Annotated in this window: 14 protein-coding genes and 1 tRNA gene; 1 reads left to right on the forward strand and 14 read right to left on the reverse strand. The window is 36.0% G+C overall.

Translation table 11 applies throughout. The features are described from left to right. Positions 1-51: 51 nt before the first annotated feature. Positions 52-993: a ribose-phosphate pyrophosphokinase gene (locus tag H600_RS0101985; RefSeq protein ID WP_026727206.1), complete on the reverse strand. Its 942-nt coding sequence runs from the start codon at positions 991-993 to the stop codon at positions 52-54. Between the two features lie 286 nt (positions 994-1,279). Here H600_RS0101985 and H600_RS0101990 point away from each other — a divergent pair. Continuing rightward, a tRNA-Leu gene (locus H600_RS0101990) sits at positions 1,280-1,359 on the forward strand. 120 nt (positions 1,360-1,479) lie between these two features. On the opposite strand, the gene H600_RS0101995 is transcribed toward H600_RS0101990, so the two are convergent. From H600_RS0101995 to H600_RS21770, 13 genes are all read right to left on the reverse strand, one after another. After that, the gene (locus H600_RS0101995; RefSeq protein ID WP_026727207.1) at positions 1,480-1,950 is read right to left on the reverse strand and encodes an OsmC family protein; all 471 of its coding nucleotides are present in this window, start codon (positions 1,948-1,950) and stop codon (positions 1,480-1,482) included. A 222-nt stretch (positions 1,951-2,172) separates the two neighbouring features. After that, positions 2,173-3,357 carry an aldose epimerase family protein gene (locus H600_RS0102000; RefSeq protein ID WP_026727208.1) on the reverse strand — a complete coding sequence of 395 codons (1,185 nt, stop codon included), beginning with the start codon at positions 3,355-3,357 and terminating at the stop codon, positions 2,173-2,175. Between the two features lie 114 nt (positions 3,358-3,471). Continuing rightward, positions 3,472-4,980, reverse strand: coding sequence for an L-arabinose isomerase (gene araA, locus H600_RS0102005; protein ID WP_026727209.1), 1,509 nt, complete (start codon positions 4,978-4,980; stop codon positions 3,472-3,474). A gap of 137 nt (positions 4,981-5,117) precedes the next feature. Then, positions 5,118-5,819, reverse strand: coding sequence for an L-ribulose-5-phosphate 4-epimerase (locus tag H600_RS0102010; RefSeq protein WP_026727210.1), 702 nt, complete (start codon positions 5,817-5,819; stop codon positions 5,118-5,120). Next, positions 5,803-7,494 (reverse strand): ribulokinase, encoded by a 1,692-nt coding sequence (locus H600_RS0102015; protein WP_026727211.1) that lies wholly within the window; start codon positions 7,492-7,494, stop codon positions 5,803-5,805. Before H600_RS0102015 ends, H600_RS0102010 begins: the two co-directional genes overlap by 17 nt. 167 nt (positions 7,495-7,661) lie before the next feature. Beyond that, positions 7,662-9,647: an alpha-L-arabinofuranosidase C-terminal domain-containing protein gene (locus H600_RS0102020; protein ID WP_026727212.1), complete on the reverse strand. Its 1,986-nt coding sequence runs from the start codon at positions 9,645-9,647 to the stop codon at positions 7,662-7,664. A gap of 174 nt (positions 9,648-9,821) precedes the next feature. Continuing rightward, entirely contained in the window at positions 9,822-11,807 is a 1,986-nt protein-coding gene (locus H600_RS0102025) for a glycoside hydrolase family 127 protein (RefSeq protein WP_026727213.1), read from the reverse strand. A gap of 14 nt (positions 11,808-11,821) precedes the next feature. After that, a complete protein-coding gene (locus H600_RS0102030; RefSeq protein ID WP_035108254.1) occupies positions 11,822-12,802 on the reverse strand; it encodes an arabinan endo-1,5-alpha-L-arabinosidase in 981 nt (326 codons plus the stop codon). Between the two features lie 142 nt (positions 12,803-12,944). Further along, a complete protein-coding gene (locus tag H600_RS0102035) occupies positions 12,945-13,889 on the reverse strand; it encodes a glycoside hydrolase family 43 protein (RefSeq protein WP_026727215.1) in 945 nt (314 codons plus the stop codon). 183 nt (positions 13,890-14,072) lie between these two features. Beyond that, positions 14,073-15,698: an arabinan endo-1,5-alpha-L-arabinosidase gene (locus H600_RS0102040; protein WP_026727216.1), complete on the reverse strand. Its 1,626-nt coding sequence runs from the start codon at positions 15,696-15,698 to the stop codon at positions 14,073-14,075. An 11-nt stretch (positions 15,699-15,709) separates the two neighbouring features. Next, positions 15,710-17,257, reverse strand: coding sequence for an alpha-N-arabinofuranosidase (locus H600_RS0102045; RefSeq protein WP_026727217.1), 1,548 nt, complete (start codon positions 17,255-17,257; stop codon positions 15,710-15,712). Between the two features lie 148 nt (positions 17,258-17,405). Continuing rightward, positions 17,406-18,968 carry a RagB/SusD family nutrient uptake outer membrane protein gene (locus H600_RS0102050; RefSeq protein WP_026727218.1) on the reverse strand — a complete coding sequence of 521 codons (1,563 nt, stop codon included), beginning with the start codon at positions 18,966-18,968 and terminating at the stop codon, positions 17,406-17,408. A 30-nt stretch (positions 18,969-18,998) separates the two neighbouring features. Beyond that, positions 18,999-22,043 (reverse strand): SusC/RagA family TonB-linked outer membrane protein, encoded by a 3,045-nt coding sequence (locus H600_RS21770; protein WP_051234346.1) that lies wholly within the window; start codon positions 22,041-22,043, stop codon positions 18,999-19,001. Positions 22,044-22,420: the final 377 nt, after the last annotated feature.

Raw genomic sequence — 22,420 nt, forward strand, 5'->3', positions numbered from 1 at the left:
TGTAAAAAAATATAGTTATTAAATAAATATTCTTGTTTGCTATGGCGAAAATTACATAATGAATTTTCCGCTAATAGAATTGTTGTGGTGCACCATGTGCATAACTTCTGCGAAAAGAGGTGCACAACTCACTACTCTAATTTTATTTGACTCTCTTTTTAACGGAATAGAATCGGTTACGATTAATTCTGTCAATTTTGAGTTTTCGATTTTTTCATACGCACCGCCAGATAATATCGCATGTGTACAAATTGCTCGAACGCTTAGTGCTCCTTTTTCGATCATCAGGTCGGCTGCTTTTGCTAAAGTTCCTCCTGTATCGATCATGTCGTCTACTAAGATTACGTTACGACCTTTTACTTCACCAATCAATTCCATAGTGTCGATAACGTTGGCTGCTTTTCTTTGTTTGTAACAGATTACTACGTCTGATTCTAAAAACTTAGAGTAAGCATATGCTCTTTTTGAACCTCCCATGTCTGGAGATGCAATAGTCAAATTTTCTAAATTCAAACTTTGCACGTAAGGCAAAAAGATTGTAGATGCAAATAAATGATCTACTGGTTTTTCAAAGAATCCTTGAATTTGGTCTGCGTGCAGATCCATCGTCATGATTCTTGTTGCTCCTGCAGCTGTTAGCAGATTTGCTACTAACTTAGCTCCAATTGGAACTCTTGGTTTGTCTTTTCTATCCTGTCTTGCCCAACCAAAATAAGGCATAACAGCTGTAATGTGTCTTGCTGATGCGCGTTTTGCAGCATCAATCATTAATAACAATTCCATCAAATTATCTGCCGATGGGAAAGTTGAACATACGATGAATACTCGTAAACCCCTAATTGATTCTTCGTAAGATGGCTGAAATTCTCCATCACTATACGTTGACATCGTTACTTTTCCTAACGGAATTCCGTAGTCTTTTGCAATCTTTTCTGCAAGATAAACACTTTGTGAACAAGCAAAAATTTTAGCTTCTGGTTCTAGGTGCGACATTATAATTTGTTGTTTTATTCCGCGACTTTCCGTCAATTGAGCTAATTTTTTTTTGTTTTAGCCAGATGATGTATTTGCCTCGGTTGTAGTTAGTTGTGTGTGCGTCGTTTTAACGAGCTGCAAATTTATAAAATTTATTGAACACTGAAAGCAAAAAATTAAGTATTTTTATTAGAATGTTTAAATTTATTTTTTACATTTGCACCGTGTTAAAGGAACGACATCATTTATGACTTCGTTCTATTGCGTTAAAATAATCACTTTTGATTGTTTTTTCGTCTGCTAAGCCCGGATGGCGGAATTGGTAGACGCGCTGGTCTCAAACACCTGTGGGAAACCGTGCCGGTTCGACTCCGGCTCCGGGTACTTAAAACCTCTTCTTAACGGAAGAGGTTTTTTTATGGCTTTTTTTTAAACCATATAAGTCATATAAGTAAATATAACTTTGCGCCTAAGTCCTCATTTTATTAAATGAACCTGTATTAGTTATATGATTGCAACCTCACAACTCGCCTCATGCAAAACAGAAAAATTGCAGGAATTAGCAATAAAACACAATTGATTTGCTTTTTGATGTAATTGTAATGCCAATTCAATTTGGTCTGAATTTGAGATTTTTACCTTCGGAAATAATTTTACTTCAACAAAACGTCCGCTTCCGTCTGGAGAAACTTCTAAAATTGCTTCGGCATGATCTGAATATTCAAGAATTTCTATTCCGTTTTGAGAACAGACATATAAGTAGGACATCATGTGGCAGGAAACTAAACTGCTCAATAATAAATCTTCAGGATTGTATAATGACGGATCGCCTTTGAATGCTTTTGCTGCTGAAATATCTAAAACTGGTTTTCCTTCAATTTTAATTTGATGGGTTTTGCTGTAGTACCTTTCAGATAATTTATTCTGATTTTGTTGAGAAGTCCAATTTAGCGTTGCTTTGAATAGATGTTTCATTTTGCCTTTTTATTGCTAAGTTAAGTTTTTTATGATGCAGAAAATCAATTAATCTCGCAAAGTCGCGAAGACGCAAAGTTTTTATTTCTTTGCGACTCTGCGACTTTGCAAGATTCAAAAAAACTTACTTATTACACTGCAGACCACAAATAAAAAAACCTCGAAAGCCGACACTTTCGAGGTTTTTCAGAGAATTAGAACTAACTAAACAAATTCTAAAGATTATTTTTGAACCGAAAATTTAAAAGTAGTTTTCGTTTTATAATTTTCTCCCGGGTTCAAAACCGTTGTTGGGAAATTTTTCTGGTTTGGAGAATCTGGATAATGTTCTGTTTCTAGACATAATCCTGTTCTGTGTGCAAATGTACCTCCGTTTGGCATTGGCAACGTTCCGTCAAGGAAATTTCCTGAGTAGAACTGGATTCCAGGTTCATCTGTTGTCATTTCCATTATTCTACCGCTTGCTGCGTGGTATACTTTTGCAATGATTGTTTTTCCTTTTTCAGGATTGTTCAACACCCAGCAGTGATCGTAGCCTTTTCCTTTTTCTAATTGGTCATTTTTAGCATTGATGTCTTTTCCAATTAATTTTGGAGTTCTAAAATCGAAAGGAGTTCCCGCAACATCTTCTAATTTTCCTGTCGGAATTAAAGTTGCATCTACCGGAACTAATTTATCTGCATTTAAAGTCAATTCGTGATCTAGGATAGTTTTTGTAAAATCTCCAGATAAATTGAAATACGAATGTTGTGTCAAGTTAACCACTGTTTTCTTGTCTGTAGTTGCTTCATATAAAACCTCTAACTGATTGTCATTTGTTAATGTATACGTTACAAAAACTTTCAAAGTTCCAGGATAACCTTCTTCCATATCTTTACTTACATAAGATAATTTTAAAGAAGCGTTTTCCCCAGATTTAACCTCATCGGCTTTCCACACAACGTTAAAATATCCTTGCGGACCACCATGCAAAGCATTTGGCGCGTTGTTAATTGCTAATTGATATTCTTTTCCATCCAATAAAAATTTCCCTTTCGCAATTCGGTTTCCGTATCTTCCGATTAAAGCACCGAAGAAAGGATTTTCCTTTTCATATTGTGCCAAAGAATTGAATCCGATTACTACATTTTCTGAAACTCCTTCTTTATTAGGCACTTTCAAATCTGTAATTCTTCCGCCAAAAGTGATGATGTCCACTTCCATCCCATTTTGGTTTTTCAGTTTATAACTTTCTACTTTTTCGCCTTTTACAGTTGTTCCATATTCTGATTTTTCAATAGTAACCAAAGCTTTTTCATCAGTGGCAACTTTTTCTGTATCGGCTTTTTTATCGCTTTTACATTGAACTGAAACTGCAGCCAAACTCAAAAGGCTTAATCCGAAAACACAACGTTTTAATATATTCATAAATGGTTATTTTTTAGTTAGTAAAGTCTTAAAGTCAAAAGTCATAAAGTCTTTTCCTCAAAGTAACTAAATCTTTTTCACTTTTGACTTTCGACTTTTGACTTTATGACTAATTTATAGTCCATGTTGAAACAAATGATAATACGCTTCGTTAGCGTTGATTTTATCTTTGAAATCTCTTACAGTCGTTTTCTCATCAATTACTAATAACTCAATTCCAGCGATATCAGCAAAATCTTCCATATATTCAGTTGTCAACGATTGGCTGTAAACGGTATGGTGTGCTCCTCCAGCTAAAATCCAAGCTGTTGCTGCAACCTCTAAATTTGGTTTACAATCCCAAAGAACGCGTGCAACTGGAAGTTTTGGTAATTCTGCCATTGGTTTTACTGCTTCCACTTCGTTCACGATTAAACGGAAACGAGTTCCCATATCCACCAAAGAAACATTGATTGCGTCACCAGCAGGAGAATTGAATACCAAACGAGCTGGATCTTCTTTTCCTCCAATTCCTAGTGGATGAACTTCGCAAGAAGGTTTTCCGTCAGCAATAGATGGACAAATTTCCAACATGTGAGAACCTAAAACATATGATTTTTGAGGTGTAAAGTGGTACGTGTAATCTTCCATGAACGAAGTTCCGCCTTCCAAACCAATATTCATCACTTTTAAAGCTCTTACCATTGCAGCGGTTTTCCAGTCTCCTTCTCCACCAAAACCATAACCATCGGCCATTAATCTTTGTGTTGCGATTCCTGGCAATTGTTTCCAAACTCCAAGGTTTTCAAATGTATCTGTAAAAGCGCCGAATCCTCCTTCTTCAAGGAAAGCTCTTAAACCTAATTCAATTTTTGCCGCTTCTACTAATGAGCTTCTTTGTGCGCCACCTTCTTTTAAAGAATCTGTTAAGTTGTAAGAAGACTCATAAACTGCTAATAAATCAGCCAATTGTTTGTCTGTTACTTTCTCGATATGTTTTGTAACGTCTGAAGAATCGTATCCGTTTACTGAAACTCCAAAACGAATTTGAGCTTCTACTTTATCGCCTTCTGTAACCGCAACTTCACGCATATTGTCTCCAATACGAGCTACTTTTAAGTTTTGAAGTTCGTCCCATCCTAAGACTACTCTTGACCAGATTCCTAATTGTTTTTGAACTCTTTGATCTTCCCAGTGACCTACAACCACTTTGCGTTTTTTACGTAATCTAGACATGATGAAACCAAATTCACGATCTCCGTGAGCCGATTGGTTTAAGTTCATGAAATCCATGTCGATAGATCCCCATGGAATTTCAGCGTTGTATTGTGTATGCAAGTGGCATAACGGCTTTTTAAGGATATTTAATCCTCCAATCCACATTTTTGCAGGTGAGAAAGTATGCATCCAAGCAATAATTCCGATACAGTTTTTCTCTGAATTCGCAGCCAAACAAACATCTAAAATCTGCGAAGGCGATTTTACCACATCTTTGTAAACTACTTTTACCGGAATTGAAGACGAAGCGTCTAATCCTTTTGCAATAATCTGTGAATGTTCTGCTACTTTTCTAAGCGTTTCTTCACCGTATAATTCCTGGCTTCCTACTACAAACCATACTTCTTTTTGAGATATATCTATCATTTTGTTTAATCGTTTATTTGTTTAATCGTCAAATCGTTTTTCTTTATCTAAAAATTCACGATTAACGAAAATCTTTTCTCTTTGTTCTTTATTCTATTTTCTTTAATCTAAAATCTACACTCTAAAATCTAAAATCATTATTGTCCGTAATACGAATCTTTTCCGTGTTTGCGGTTGTAATGTTTCTTAATTAATGAGTCTTTTAATCTTGGTGCATTTGGGTTGATTTGTAAAGTCAGGTAAGCCATTTCGGCAACTACTTCTAAAACTTTACTGTTGTAAACCGCTTTTGCCGCGTTTTTTCCCCAGGCAAATGGACCGTGGTTTCCTATCAAAATCATTTCTACTTCTTCGTATGAAAGATTTTTTTCTTTGAAACAATCTAGAATCTGAATTCCCGTATTGTGTTCGTAGTTTCCTTCAATTAGAGCATCTGCCATCGGGGGCGCGCACGGAATGTCAGCTGTCAAATGATCAGCATGTGTTGTTCCAAAAATTGGAATATCTTGTTGTGACTGCGCCCAAGCCACAGAATAGGTCGCGTGTGTATGCGCCACTCCTCCAATGTTTGGCCAGTTTTTATATAAATAAGCATGCGTTTTCGTGTCAGATGACGGACGCATCGTTCCTTCAATAACATTATTGTCAAAATCGACAATTACAATATCTTCTGGTTTTAAATCTTCGTAAGGAACACCGCTTGGTTTAATGGCAAAAACACCGTTTTTTCTGTCCACGGCACTCACATTTCCGAAAGTATAGACAACCAAATTCAATGCATTCAACTGCATGTTGGCTTCGTAACATTCTTGTTTTAAATCTTTATACTGAGAACTCATTTTGAGAAATTTTAATAGTTGGATCTGCAAAAGCACTTAATTGTTCGTATCCTACAAGCAGTTTGTTATAAGCCGCTACTTTATCTAATTGAGGGAAGTATTCTCCGTCAAAATCGCTTCCGATTTTTTGGCTCGCTTCGATTACGTTTGGATAAATTCCGGCTGCAACTGCTGCGTAAATTGCCGCTCCTAAAGCAGGTGTTTGATCTGAAGCCGCAACTTTAATTGGCTTGTTTAAAACATTCGCCAAAGTCTGCATGATAAAAGGAGACTTGCGAGCAACGCCACCAATACCGATAACGCTGTCGATTTTTACTCCTTCTTCTTCAAAACGATCTACGATTTTCTTTGCTCCAAAACAGATTGCGTTTACTAAAGCTTTAAAAATATGAGGCGCTTTTGTTCCTAAAGAAAGGTTTGAAATGGCACTTTTTACTTCCTGATTGGCATCTGGAGTTCTACGTCCGTTGATCCAGTCTAAAGCAATTGGAAGACTTTCTGAAACCGGAATTTTCTCCGCTTCTTTGGTCAATTCCACAATTAATTTATCGCTGAATTCTTCTCTTAATTGTTCTTTTTGAGCATCATTTAAAAGTGATAAAGCACCTAACAAATGTTCCGTTGGCCACATTAATAATTCTTTGTACCAAGCCAATAAATCGCCAAAAGCAGATTGTCCTGCTTCAAGACCAATAAAACCTGGAATTACTGAACCATCAACTTGTCCGCAGATTCCTCTAACAGTTTTAGTTCCGACTTCATCATACGAACCAACTAGAATATCACAAGTTGAAGTTCCCATAACACGAACTAAAGTGTTTTCTCCAATTTTTGCTCCAACAGCTCCAGAATGTGCGTCGAAAGTTCCAACAGCTACAACCGTATCTGTCGAAAGTCCTAAACGCTCTGCCCATTCTTTGCTTAAATTTCCTGCAACTAAATCAGATGTATACGTTTCATCGTATAAGTTTCCGCGAAGTTGCGCCAAATACGGATGTAATTTTTCTAAGAATTCAACGGGAGGAAGTCCGTTCCAGTCGGTGTGCCACATTGCTTTGTGACCTGCTGCGCAACGGCTTCTTTTGAAGGTTTTTAAATCTTTATCTTCAATTAATAAATACGTCATTAAATCACAGTGTTCCATCCAAGTATGGGCTGCATTTCGAACCGCTTCATCTTGTCTTGCAATGTGAAGGATTTTTGCCCAAAACCATTCTGATGAATAAATTCCGCCAACATATTTGGTAACGTCTTCTCCGCCCCAGCTTACTGCTAGTTCGTTGATTTCGTTTGCTTCATTTATAGAAGTATGATCTTTCCATAAAACCATCATTGCATTTGGGTTTTCTTCGAAACCTTTTGTTAATGCTAATGGTGTTCCGTCTGCAGTAACTGGAACTGGAGAAGATCCTGTTGTATCAATACAGATGCCGCGAACCAATTTCGGATCGACATTACTTTCTTTTACAACATTCTGAATTGTAATTTCTAAACCTTCAATATGATCTAAAGGATGCTGACGAAACTGATTGATCGATGCATCGCAATATTGTTTGTTTTTCCATCTTTTATAATGAGAAACATTCGATGCCAGCTCTTGCCCATTTTCAGTGTCAATAAGCACCGCTCGAACAGAATCTGTTCCGTAGTCCAATCCTATTACGTAATTTTTCATTCTAAATTTGTTTTATTGTTCACAAATATAAATATAATTAATTTATAAGTGTATAAAAAACACTTAATAAAAACAAGCTTCTTTATTTTTACAAATAATGCATCAAAATCAAGTATTTTGAATCCAAAAAATCAACAAACGTGTGATTTACACTTATTATCTTACGATTATTTCATCTTAATTTTCAAAACTGTCACTGAGTACGCAGGAAAATCATATTGAACTTTGTTTCCACTTACTTTAAATTCGCTTTCTTTTGGGCTAATTTTGGTTGGGGCTTCAAAAGAATTCTCATCATTTATTCCATCACCTTTTAATGTAACTGCCTTTCCTTTTGCCTCTAATTTTGCTCCTTTTAAGTCGATAGAAACGTTTTGAGTCGAACTTGATGTATTTACAATTTTCAAGATTACTTCTTTCGTATTCACATCTTTTACTGCCGAAGCAAACAAATCATTTTGACCAATTACTGCTTTTCCATCTTTTGTAATGTTGATTAAATCGGTTCCTTTATTATTAGAAAACAATTTTTGTACATAATAATTTGGCGTTCCGTATGACTGCAAATTGTTGAACCAAATCATGTCTGGTGTCCATTGCCACCCGTCAACATGTGCCAATAAAGGTGCATAAGATGTCAAATGAACTACCTCTGCATTACGCTCCATTCCGGTCATGAAAGCCGCCTCAGAGAAAGCACATTCCCAGTTGTTTTTATTCTCCGGACTTGCAATGGCAACACTTTGTGCCGCATATTCTCCTGCGAAAATTTTTGGTCCTTTACGGTCGTAATTGTCATAACGCGTCACGTTTTTGCGGAACCAAGCTGGATCTTTGTAATAATGCTCGTCAACGATTTCAGCATTTAGGCTTTTTAGTTCTTTCATGCCGTAATCGAAATAATCTCCGTCAGGAAATGGGCCTGTTCCAGAAACAATCGTAATGTTTGGATATTTAGCTTTAATTGCTTTTTGGAATACTTTAAAACGCTCAATATAATCTGGCCCCCATTGCTCATTTCCAACTCCGATAAGTTTTAAATTGAATGGTTTTGGATGTCCCATATCTGATCTTAATTTACCCCAAGCTGTTGTAACATCTCCATTTGCAAATTCGATCAAGTCCAAAGCATCCTGCACGTATGGATCGATTTGATCCATCGGAACTAATTCTCCCGTATTGAATTGACATGCCATTCCACAGCTCAAAATTGGAAGCGGAGAAGCTCCAATATCTTCAGCAAGTTGGAAATATTCAAAAAATCCTAGACCAAAGCTTTGGAAATAGTCTGGTGCTGGTCTGTGTTTGAATTCCATGTTCCAACGGTTAACTGCTGTTTCTCTGTCTTCAACATTTCCAACTGATTTTTTCCATTGGTAACGCTCTGCTAAAGTTCTTCCTTCAACAATACAGCCACCAGGAAAACGCAAAAATCCAGGTTTCAAATCGTATAATAATTGCACTAAATCAGCACGCATTCCATTTTTTCTTCCTTTCCAAGTATCTTCAGGAAAAAGCGAAATATTATCTAAATCGATCACTCCATTTCCTTCAAAAGTAATTTTCAATTTTCCTTTTGCTTCCGTTGCTGAAGATGTTAATTGAGCCGTATAATTTGACCAATCCTTAGAAGTTGGAACAATTGAAGTTTCGCCCAAAACTTTGTTGTTTTTATCAATAAATTGGAATTTAATTTTTGAAATGTTTCCAGAAATTTTGGATGCTTTCAAAGACAAATTGTATTTCAAATCTTTTTTAAGCCCCATTCCTCTAAAGCCTTCATTAATCAACTCATAACCATTTGCATCGTTTATGGTAACTCTGCAGTAATTATGATTTGTCCCTTTTTGAGAATACTGGATCACATTTGCAATTCCTGATTGCGTATTTAATTTATGACGGTCGCTGTTTGGCTCATTCCATCCCATCATTGGAAACTGAAATTCGAATGATCTGTTTTTAATCATTTCGGCATACAAACCGCCATCGGCTGCAAAATTGATATCTTCAAAAAATACTCCGTACATGGTAGGTTCAATTTTTGTTACTGTTTTTGCAACATCAACTTGAAGATTATTTTTTTGTGCCGATGCATAAACGCCGCTCAGCAATAAACCGCAAAGGGTCATTTTTGTAATTAAATTGGACTTCATTTTTTATTTATTTAAATGTGTTTTATGGCACGCTGATGACGCGGATAAAACGGGTTTTATTTTTGTTTATCTTTATTTCCTTACGTTAAACCGGATTGAAATCCGGCCCTACAATATGAAACGTTCCTCTGGAACTTTTTTAAATCTTGCTTCTTGCCTCTTTTATCTATATTCTTAATTCTTATAATCCAACCAAACCTTCATTTTTCCTACGCCTCGATTTGACCAAGAATAGTATGGAATTGCTTTGAATTTTTCGTTTTCGATTACGTTCACACCATTCAACAAATTCACTTCTTTTTTTACTTTGAAAGAATCTCCAGAAGCTACATTTATTTTATCAAAATTGGTTTTGTTGTCGATTTCTTCCACTGCGTAAACGATTGGGCCGTATTCTAGAGAAACTTTATTTTTATTCGTTTCAACTTTAGAATTGGTTTGAACTTCCTGAACTTCCATTGGGAAATTAAGCGCAATTTTGTCTCCTTTTTTCCAATTTCTATTGATGGTGAAATAGCCGTCTTGTTGCTGCACTGCTACCGCTTCTCCGTTTATTGTAATTGTTGCTCTTTGAGTTGAGGCTTTTTTATAGGTGTATAAATCCCCCGGCAGCACTTCATTTCTTGCCCAGCCAGGAACGCGTAGTTTGATCGTAAATTGGCCTTCTTTTTTAGGGTTAACCGAGATTCCAACTTTTCCATTCCAAGGATAAGAAGTCTGTTGTGAAATCTGTAAATCGGTTTTTCCTAATTTGAAAGCTGAATTGCTTGAAGCATATAAATTTACGTATAAAACATCATTTGTTTTAGAATAAATCAATCCCGGAATTGACGGAATAAAACGAATCAAATTCGTAGGACAGCAAGAACAGTCGAACCAAGCCTGACGTGTGCAAGAACCCCTGTTTGATTTATAAACGCCATCGGCTTCAAGCGCGTTTGGATAGAAAAACTCTTTTCCAGTCAATGAAATTCCTGAAATTAATCCGTTGTACATCGTTCTTTCAATCACATCAAAGTATTGAGATTTACCATACAAACTATGTAATCTGTGGTTCCAATATACATCGCCAATTGCGGCACAAGTTTCGTTGTAAGCTGTTAAGTTTGGAAGCTCATAATTAGTTCCAAAAGCTTCGCCGTCATGTCTTGAACCGATTCCGCCTGTGATGTACATTTTTTTGTTCACCATATTATTCCATAAATTATTTACGGCATTTTCATATGATTTGTCTTTTGTCATCGCAGCGATATCTGTCATTCCAGCGTACATATACACCGCGCGAACTGCATGACCAACCACTTCGTTTTGCTGAATTACTGGAATATGATCCTGTGCATATTCACCGTATAATTTATGATTGTTCGGATTTCCGCGATTGTCTAAAAAGTATTTCGCCAATTTTAAATAATCTTCTTTTCCGGTAATTTGATACAATTTGATCAAACCTGTTTCAATAATCTGATGTCCTGGAACACCTTTTACCTGACCTGGACCGTCGCCAAAAGTTTTCACAAACAAATCGGCATTTTTGATCGCAATGTCAAGGAAATTTCTTTTTCCAGTTGCTTCATAATGTACCACCGCAGCTTCAATTAAATGTCCTGCATTATAACATTCGTGACTAATTTGTAATGATTCCCAACGTTTTCCTTCAATAACAGGAACCCACGTTGCTGGCGGTTTTGCAGGATTGATTGTTCTCCAAGTTGTCAAATAACCATCAGCTTCTTGGCCAATTTTTACAATGGCAATCAACGAATCTAGAACTCTTTCCAGTTTCGGATTTGGAGCAGAAATTAAAGTATTCGATGCGCCTTCAATTATTTTGTAAACATCGGTATCATCAAAAGGCATTTCGCCTCTTACTGTTCCCGTTTTTTGTTTTCCTGCGATTAAGAAATTCTCAAAACGACCTTCTTCATTACATTTTTGAATAGCGTAAGCAATTGTAACTTCCTGCACTCTCTTAATAATTGGCAACCAAAAAGAATCGTTCAATTTTACATTTTGGATGTTGACTGGTTCAATTTGATATCCTGCTTTTAATACCGAAGTTTTATCCGACGGCTGTACAGAATTGTTTTTGGTTTCTTTACAGGAAACCAAAATCAAAACCGAGAGGAAAATGGTAGTAATTGGAAAGGTAAATTTTTTCATTGTATTGGATTATTCTATTTTAAAACGGGCCATAAATCAGCATCCCATTGCATTTCTTTGACTACTAATCTTGGTGTTCCGTTTGATTTTTTTTCATAAGCATGATAGAAAATATAATCTTTGCCATCAAACGTATAAGCACTGTTATGGCCTACGCCAAAGTAATTTTCATCGCCTTGAACTACAATACTTCCACCGCCTTCGGTTAATAATTTTCCATCTTTATCGACATAAGGTCCTGTTGCATTTTTGGATCTTCCAACGACAACTTTATACGTGCTTTTTTCTCCACGGCAACATAAATCCCAAGAAAGAAATTGATAATAATAACCGTTTTTCTTAAAGATAAATGGAGCTTCGAGCGCGCCATCACCCGGATCAGAATCGGCTAATTCAAAAGTTCTTTTACGTTTTGAAATTGTATGCCATTCCTGAGGCTGAGCAATCGACTTTAAATCGGGATTTAATTTTACCATTTTTAATCCTTCCCAAAAAGAACCGAATGAAAGCCAAGGCGTATTGTTTTCATCGAAGATTAAATTCGGATCAATGGCATTCCACATATCACGGTTTGGCTGTGACTGAATAACAATTCCCTGATCGACCCATTTGTAATTTTTATCCTTTGGATCTAAAGTCGTATTGGTCGCAACACCAATCGCCGAAGTATTTTTGGCGAAAGCCGAAACCGAATAATACAGGTAATAAACATTGTTATGAAATGAAATATCCGGCGCCCAAATATGATTTTTGAAATCGGCTGCAACGCCATCTGCCCAAACTGGTTTTTCTTTGAAAACCTGAGGCTGTTTGTCCCATTTTTTTAAATCTTTTGAGCTGAAAACACTAATTCCGTTTCCAGTGCAATACAAATAATAGGTGTCTTTTTGCTTGATAACAACCGGATCGTGAACTACAATTTCCTGTGCAAAAGAGACTGAAGCAATCAGCATCAAAAAACCAGAAATTGTATGTTTTATATTTTTGTAAACCATATTTATTAATATTTTTTCACCATATAAGTGATGTAAGGAAATTTAAGTTTTGTGTTGACTGAAAACTTTTTTAAATCATATAAGCTAAAACTGTAAACTGCGACTGTGACTGAATACTAAAAACCTGAACACTGAACACTAACTACTGAATTCCTTCAGATGTCATTACAACACGTTTCATTGTTCCGTCTTTGTTATAATATAATTTGTCTACACAAACTGATCTTCTAAAACTTCCTCCGTGTGGAATTGACGCTCCGTTGTGATAAATGAAATACGACTGCCCTTTAAAATCAATTATCGATTGATGATTTGTGTTGCTGTTTCCGGCTAATTCATTCAAAATCCCTTTAAATTCCCATGGCCCAGTAATTGATTTGCTCATCGCATAGGCAATTTTTTCTGGAAATTCGTAAGCGTATGACAAATAATACCAGTCTTTATGTTTGTGAATCCACGGCGCTTCTGTAAAATTTGGCAATTTTATGTGATGAATTTCTCCGTCGATTTCCGTCATATTTTCTTTTAATTTTGCATAATGGCAGGCTGTATTTCCCCAAAACAAATAAGCTTGTCCGTCATTATCGATATAAACCGTAGGATCAATATCATCCCAGCTTATATCGGTATATTTGGTCATATCATTTGTAATCAAGGCTTTTCCTAAAGCATCTTTAAAAGGTCCAATTGGGCTATCTGAAACCGCAACACCAATAGATTTTCCATGAATTGTTCCGTGTTCAACCGTTACGTACCAATAAAACTTCCCATTTCTTTCAATTACTTGCGAAGCCCATGCATCACTTTTTGCCCATTTAAAATCGGTTACTTTTAAAGGTACGGGATGCGATTCCCATTTTTTCATGTCCGACGAAGAATAGACAACCCATTCGTTCATCTTATAAAAATTAAAATCATTTGGCGCTTCATCATGACCGGCGTATAAATACACTTTGTCTTTATAAACCAATGCCGCAGGATCACCTGTATATTGATCCTTAATAATTGGATTATTGAATTTTACCGATTGTGCATTTCCTGCTATCGATAAGAATAAAATAGAAAGGCTTGTAAATAGGTTCTTCATTATCATTTTTTTTTTGCCACTCCCGATAGCTATCGGGATGCACAAATTTTCTCGAATTTTAATTTGTTGGAATTTGTACAATTCGTGGCTTATTTTTTCTCTCGCAGATTGAGCAGATTTTTATTCTAGAATTTTAAAAAATTGTAATTTTCTAATTTTCTAATTTTCTAATTTTCTAATTTTCTAATTAATCTTTTTACCCCAAACAGGCAATCCAGCTGCGGTGTATCCAGAATAACTCAAGGTTACTTTTCTTGTGGCTAATTCCCAATCCCAAGAATCAGAAACGTTGCATTTTACTCCGTTAACCGTTAATACTTTTTTAGTACTGTCGTATGACCACGTTCCTGTTGCATCGCCGCTTACTTTTTTATCGGCAGTCAAATAAATTGTTCCTGATTTTTGCATGGTTTTGTATTGGTAATTCATTGTAATCTGTTCCCAAGTTCCAATGAAATTTGCGTCACTTATAGTCGTTGCGGGAACTCCTGCATAACGCTCAGCTTCAACAACTGGCCAACCATCTTCGGTCCACTGAATGGCACGAACATGTCCCATCATTACGGCATTTGAAACTGCAATTCCAGGAACACCTTCTGGCAAACGTGCCTGAGATGCATAATACCATTGTTTTGTCTCTGGATTTTGGAAAACGGCACAATGTGCAAACCCAACCCAACCCGTATGATTTTTAAATTGGTACGGATGTGTTACCATTGGATAACATTCAGCACCATTTGTAATACTGCTTCCGCTGATGGTCAAATAAGGTCCGAGAATATTTTTTGAACGAGCCACACGCGTGTTATACGCAACTGATAATTCATCATAAGCCAAGAACAAATAATAATACTGTGTGTCTGGATTATAGATGATTTCTGGTCCTTCAAGTGCTTGCCAACGATTTGTACTGATGTTTCCTCGGCCTGCAATTCGGGTTCCGTAATCGTCGATGGTTTTTAATTTAGCTGGTTTTCCTGTTGCCGGATCCAGTTTTAAAGCTGCAATTCCAGAATGCCAAGAACCATAAATTAAATATTGATCACCTTCGGGAGTCTGAATAAAACTTGGATCGATGGCGTTGAATTTAAAATAAGCATCCCAATCGTTTCCTCCGTTTCGAACATAACTTTTTACACCATCTGGTTCAGAGCAAACTACCATTCCTTTATCAACCCAATTATTTGAAGCCAAATCATCTGTTTCGGCCAAACCAATAAAAGCGCGTTCTGACCATGAAGTATTGGTGTCTGTTCCCACAATTGGATTAGTAACAACAATGCTATAATACATTCTAAATTTGTTGCCCACTTTACGAACGCAAGGCGCCCAATATCCGTAACTCGGATTTGTGATTGGAGGAAGGGCCGGATTCATTCTTGCTCTTTTATTATTCAAAGAATCCTTAACCCAAGCCGGAGCTGTAGTCATTGAAGATCCCATGAATTCCCAATTGATTAAATCTTTTGATCTTCTGTAAAAGAAATGTCCGTTTCCTTCGTGTGCATTTCCATAAGAAGCATCGGTTTGGTACATATAATAATAGTCTCCAGATTTTTCGACCGATGGATCATGTACGTTGGCCAAATTCCATTGCGATCTGCTTCCCCAACTTGAAATTGAAGTATAATTATCTGCATAAGTTGGCCCCGGAAAAGCCGGTGTAATCACTGGCGGATCAACCACTACCGGCGGATCTGGAGTTACAGGTGTATCAGGACTGTCGCTTGAACAGCCAAACACCAATAACGCGCCTAAAAACATTCCGATATACGGCAGTGTTTTTAGAATGGAATTCGATTTTTTCATGTTTTATCTTTTTATTTTCCTTCTAAAACAACAACTGAGAAAGGAGGAATTGTGATTTCAAGTTTTCCTTTTTTGTTTTCGAAACCTTTAAAAACTGTTGGAACAATTTTATTTGGGGTATCGAACGAATTGTAATCTTGTAATTTTGCTGATGTTAAAACTATTCCTGTGAAATTTTTAAGACCAAGTTCGTTTACATCAATCTCTACTTTGTTTTTGTTTTTAGCATCAACATTTACTAAAGAAATATGAACTGCACCGTTTTTATCTTTTGAAGCTGATGCTGAAACTGCAGGAAGTGTTTCTCCGTTAAAAGTGTAATTTGGAGAATTGAAACTTACTGGCAATAATTTTGCATCCTGGTGCACGCTGTACATTTTCATTACATGATACGTTGGCGTAGTGATCATTTTTGCCTTATCTGTTAAAATAACTGCTTGCAAAACATTAACGCATTGTGCCAAGTTTGCCATACGAACACGATCTGCGTGGTTATTGAAAATATTAAGAGTTGCTCCAGCCAAAACTGCATCACGCATTGTATTTTGCTGATATAAAAATCCAGGATTTGTTCCTTTCTCCACTTCGTACCAACCTCCCCATTCGTCAACCATCATGGCTACTTTTTTTTGTGGATCGTATTTATCCATTATCGCAGCATGTTTTGTAACAAGCTCTTCCATTTTCAAAGCCGATTTCATGGTTTTGAAATAACCTTCTTCTGTAAAATCTCTGTCATCACCTTTTTTAGCCCATTCGATTACAGCATAATGATGTACTCCAAGTCCACCTAACATATTTGTTGGAATGTTTTTCATTAAAACTTCTGTCCAATTATAATCAGCACTGTTTGAACCTGATGCGATGCGTGTCAATCCTCCTGTATTTTCCCAATCCGACATGAACGTTGCAAATTTGCGGTATTCTCCTGCATAGTATTCTGCAGTCATATTTCCACCGCATCCCCAAGCCTCATTTCCAATTCCCCAGAATTTAACTTTCCAAGGTTCTTTTCTTCCGTTTTTTTGACGCAAATCGCTCATCGGACTTTTACCTCCAAAATTGGTGTACTGCACCCAATCCGCTAATTCTTGAACGGTTCCGCTTCCAACATTTCCGGACAAATACGGTTCAGCTCCCAAAAGCTCACACATATTTAGGAAATCATGTGTTCCAAAACTGTTGTCTTCAGTCACGCCGCCCCACCATTTGTTTACAATTGTTGGTCTTTGCTCTTTTGGTCCAATTCCGTCCTTCCAATGGTACGTATCAGCAAAACAACCTCCCGGCCATCTTAAATTCGGAATTTTCAAATCTTTTAAAGCAGTAATAATGTCATTTCTAACTCCGTTTGTGTTTGGTATTTTTGAAGTATCTCCAACAAAAAATCCTCCATAGATACAGCGCCCTAAGTGTTCAGCAAAATGCCCGTAAATATTTTTGTTGATCACTGGAGCATCAGCATTATTTTTTATGGTTACAACTGTGGTTTGATTTTGGGCAAAATTAACCTGACTACAAAGCGTAATTAAAAAGGTAACTAAAAGTGCTTTTTTCATAATGTTTTAATGTTATAATATCATGTGAAGATTTTTAAGCCTCCACATGATATCTGGTATTCTGAACTAATTCAAATTTATTCTTAGTCTCCGTTTTCAGTCCCAGTCTCACTATATACTGAGACTGAAACCGAGATTGAAAACTTTTTTAATAACTATCATTCTGTTTTGTTCCCGGATTATTATCCATTTCTAACTGTGGAATTGGGAAAAATTCTCTTCCTGGCGCGTAAGAATTAAACTCTACATCTCTCGCTTTCAGCCAAGCCAATTTTGTTGCATCTTGCAACCATCCCCAACGACGAATATCATCAAAACGGTGTCCTTCAAGCGGAAATTCCAAGAATCTTTCATGTCCAATTTGTTCTCTCATCTGAGCTTGAGTCATTCCAGGTTTTGCTGTCGCTAAATCAGGCAAATTAACTCTGTTTCTTACCATTTGAATGTAAGTATATGCTCCAGGAGTATCTCCAGTTTCATTTAACGTTTCTGCATACATCAATAAAATATCTGCATATCGCAATAAACGCTCGTTAATTCCTGATCTCCAATCGTACTCGTCAGCAAATTGACCGTCTGAATTTTGATATTTTCTACAGAAGATATCGTTTAAATCTGCAGGGCTCGTAGCATAAAAAGTGGCAAAATCTTTACCATACAATTGCATTCCGCCTGGTTTATTATAAAAAATCGTAGCATCTAAACGAGGGTCAACATCTCCTGTTTTTGTTTTTTCCTGCTGATATTCATTAAACAATGTCCAAGTTGGTTGCACATCTGTCCATCCAAAAGCTCTTGGCGCATAAGTAATAGCACGAGCAGATGTTTTTCCCCATCCTGAAGCTGGAGCACCACCCCATCCTAAATCAACACCACCTGCATCTCTGCTGAATTGAACTTCAAAAAGAGATTCAGAATTGTTTTCATTTGCTGTAGTAAAGTTATCGCGATAGTTTGAAACTAATGAATAAACGCCTAAGTCAATTACTTGTTTGAAAGTTGTTCTTGCGTTTGCAAAATCTTTAGTAAACAAATATGCTTTTCCTAAATATCCTAGAGCGGCACCTTTTGTAGCACGTCCTTTTTGACCAGCATCAAGGCCTGAAAGTCCAACATATGTATTAGGCAACAATTCTGCTGCAGCTTTAAAATCAGCAATAACCTGTGCCCATCCATCAGCTTCTGATTTTTGAGGTGTATACAATTTAATTTCTGTTGGAAGTGGCACATTTTTAAACATGTTTACAGCGTGAAACAAGTATAAACCTCTTAAGAAATAAGCTTGTCCTAAAATTCTATTTTTAAGTGCTGCGTCTTCAAATGCAATTCCTGGCACATTTGTCAAAACTTGATTTGCACGATAAATTCCTTGATAGTATGTCTCAAAAGCCCAGCCATAAATTGCTGGATCTGTAGGGTTTGAATTGAAACGCCCTACATTGTACATCGCTCCCCAGGGGCTATTACTACGAGTATCATCACCTTTTAAATCTAATAGCAACGGCGTGCTTCTCATATAAGTTCCATCTGTAAGCAAACTTCCGTAAGCGGCATTCACTCCTTCGATAGCGTCTTGATCTGTTTTCCAAAATGAACCTGCGGTTTCAACGTTAGGATCCACTTGAAGCAAGTCTTCATTATCAACACAACTTGTAGTTACAAGAGCTAGTGAAAAGAAAACTGTTATATAATTAAATACTTTATATTTCATTTTAATTCGTTTTTAATTGGTTAGGATAGATTAAAAAGTTACTTCAACACCCAAAGAAATTGTTCTTGGATTTGGGAATGATCCTGCATCATATCCTCTAGAAAATAATCCGTCATTGTAATTAAAATCTGGATCGTAACCTCTGTATTTGCTAATAATCCATAAGTTTTGACCATTTACATATACTTTCGCTCTCTGAATAAACAAATCTTTTGGCAATGGAAGTGAATATCCAATTTCCAATGTCTGTAATTTGATATAATCACCGCTTTCGATAAATCTGTCAGAGTCTCTTGCATTTCCATTTGGATCTCCAATAATTGGACGAGGAACGTTTGTATTTGTATTTGTTGGTGTCCAATAGTTCAAAGCATCAACACTATGATTTCCATATTGCTCTGTCATTAAGTTACGATACAATCCGTTGAATACTTTGTTTCCTCCTGAACCTTGCCAGAACATAGAGAAATCCCAATTTTTATAATTTGCACCAAAGTTGATTCCGTAGCTGTATTTCGGAATTGTAACTCCCATAAACTTTCTATCAGCATCTGTGATTTGTCCATCACCATTTAAATCGCTGAATTTAAGATCTCCAACACCCGCGTTAGTCTGAGTTGGCGAAGAAGCTAAATCAGCCGCATTTTGAAAAATTCCTGCAACTTCATATGTATAAAGTTCTCCAATTGATCTTCCAACTTCTGTTTTTGAAGCTGCTCCATAAATTGGGTTTCCATCAAGACCAATTTGTAAAACCTCATTTTTTAGGGTTCCTAAGTTTGCCGAAATGTTGTATTTAAATTCGTGGTGATTGTTGTTGTACGTTGCTGTAAACTCAAAACCACTGTTTTTAACCGCACCTGCATTTGTTGTAATACTTGCTGGGAATGCTCCAGTTGAATATGGCAATGGAACTCCAATCAATAAATCTGTTGATTTTTTCTGATAATATTCAGCAGTAATTTGTAAATCATTATCTAAGAATCCAAGCTCAACTGCAACGTTTGAAGTCGCTGTCTTTTCCCAGTGTACATTCGGATCAATAGCACTAACTACTGTTGTTCCAGGAGCTAATGCGTTATTAAAGTCATATCCTGCAAAAGCATTGATAGTTGGTGAATAGGCATAAACTCCAAGTGTGTTATTTCCTAATTCTCCATAGCCTCCTCTTAATTTGATTGTGTTAAACCAATCTGGCAAATGGATGAATTTTTCGTTGCTTAATTTCCATGCTCCTGAGAAAGAGTAGAAATTAGCCGTGTTATTGTCTTCACTAAAAAGTGATGTTTTATCTTGTCTGAAGTTTCCTGTAATGAAATAACGATCATCATAAGAATAGTTCAAACGGCTTAAGTATGAAATATTTGTAAGTGTATTTTTGTATTCACCTGCGCTAGTAGCATCAGCATATTGGATTTGGCTGATTTCGCCTGGAGTATATCCAACACCTCTTGACCAATGTCTGTAGTAGTCATTTCTTTCTTGAATCCATCCTCCTAAAGCATCGATTTTATGTTTGTCTAAAGTAATTTCGTAAGTCAATAAGTTGTTTACGAATGTTCTTTGTTGGTTTCCATTATCAACATCTAAAGAAGCTTCATCATTTGTAGTAATATAATACCATCCTAAATCACTTGGCGGAATGAATTTTCTGTTTTGAAAATCTAATCTATCGTAGCTTAAATCTAATTTATATTTCAAGCCTTTGATGATTTCAAGTTCTCCCCAAATATCTCCAATAAAACGGCTTCTTTGCCCATTATTTGTAATCAAGTTATTGTAACCAATAACGTTCATCGAGATTGCTCTCTGCGTTAAGTTATCAGTTCCCCCGTATCCACCAAGTCTATTTTCATCATAAACAGGCATTGTTGGAACTGCACCTAACAAATCAACAATTGCAGATTGTCCAGCATTGTATTCATTAAAGTTTTCTTTACCCGATTTGGTATATCCAATTTTAGAACCGTATTTGAATTTTCCTTTTTTACCGTATAAATTCAAATTCATAGAATATCTTTCATAGTCTTGAGGCGAATTCAAATAACTTGTATTTTTAAAATAGTCCGTATTCAAATTATATCCTAAAGTTTCAGCTCCACCACTAAAAGTAAGTGAATGGTTTTGAATAAGACCTGTTTCGAAAGCTTCTTTTTGCCAATTTGTATCAACATTATTAATGTACGAAGGACTGTTTGGATCGTTTCCTGGAGCAATCGCTAATCCAGCATTTTGTTCAGCTGCTGATGTGATTTTTTGATACCCCACACGATCCGTTACATCCCATGTTTTAGCTACATTTTGGAAACCTACAAGCGACTTATATTTAATGTCTAATTTACCACTTTTTCCTTTTTTAGTCGTAATAATAACAACCCCGTTTGCTCCTTGAACACCATAAATAGCTGCCGCCGATGCATCTTTTAAAACTTGCATAGACTCAATATCACCTGGCGCAAAATCATTTGGGCTTGATACAATCATTCCGTCAATTACAAACAATGGATTATTGTTTGTAAATGAATTGATACCTCTAATTTTAACATTTACAAATCCTCCAGGTTCTCCAGATGATTGTACTGTTACCCCTGCAACTTGTCCTTGAAGCATTTTGGCTGGATCATAAGTTACTGTTTTCTTAGCAGCTTCCATATCTACAACACCAATTGATCCGGTAAGATCACCTTTCTTTTGAGTACCGTAACCTACAACTACTACTTCATTAAGTTTATTTGTGTCTTCTCCTAATGCTAAGTCAATTTTTGATTGATTTCCTACTGTGACTTCCTGATTTTGAAATCCTATAAATGAAAAAACTAAAACATCATTTGGAGATGCTTTAATTGAATACTCTCCATCAAAACCGGTGGTGGTTACGGTCTTGGTTCCTTTTATCATAATATTAACACCCGGCAAAGGCAGTTTGTCCTGAGCTGAGGTAACAACTCCATTAATCGTTTTGCCTTGAGCCGACATTTGATTAACAGAAAAAAACAGCATCATTAATGCTAAAATCCATTCTTTTTTTGGCAATAAAAAATTGCAATAAAAAAATAATCGTTGGTTTGTTATCATAAGGTTTAATTAAGTTGGTTAGTGTAATAATTATAAGTGTTAATTTTACATTTGTAAATTTAACTAAAAAAAAACCTCAAAAACAAATTAATATCATAAAAAAAACGCTGAAAAAAAATATATATCATAAATTAAGTGTGAAATTTACATTAATAAATCGACGTTTTTTTCAAAAAAAGAGTCTTTTTTAAGAGTTATTTGTGTAAAATCTACACTTTTTATCAAAAAGCCTCTTTTTAAGCAAAAAAATGGCTTTTGAAAAAAAATTATAAATGAGCTGTTTTAGAATAATTTGAGCATGAAAAAAAAATTATTTGTAAATAAAATCTTGTTTATAAAATTTACTTTTTATGACCAAATTGCTCTTAATTTTAAAA

It is taken from the genome of Flavobacterium denitrificans DSM 15936 (genome assembly GCF_000425445.1).
Taxonomy (GTDB): Bacteria; Bacteroidota; Bacteroidia; order Flavobacteriales; family Flavobacteriaceae; genus Flavobacterium; species Flavobacterium denitrificans.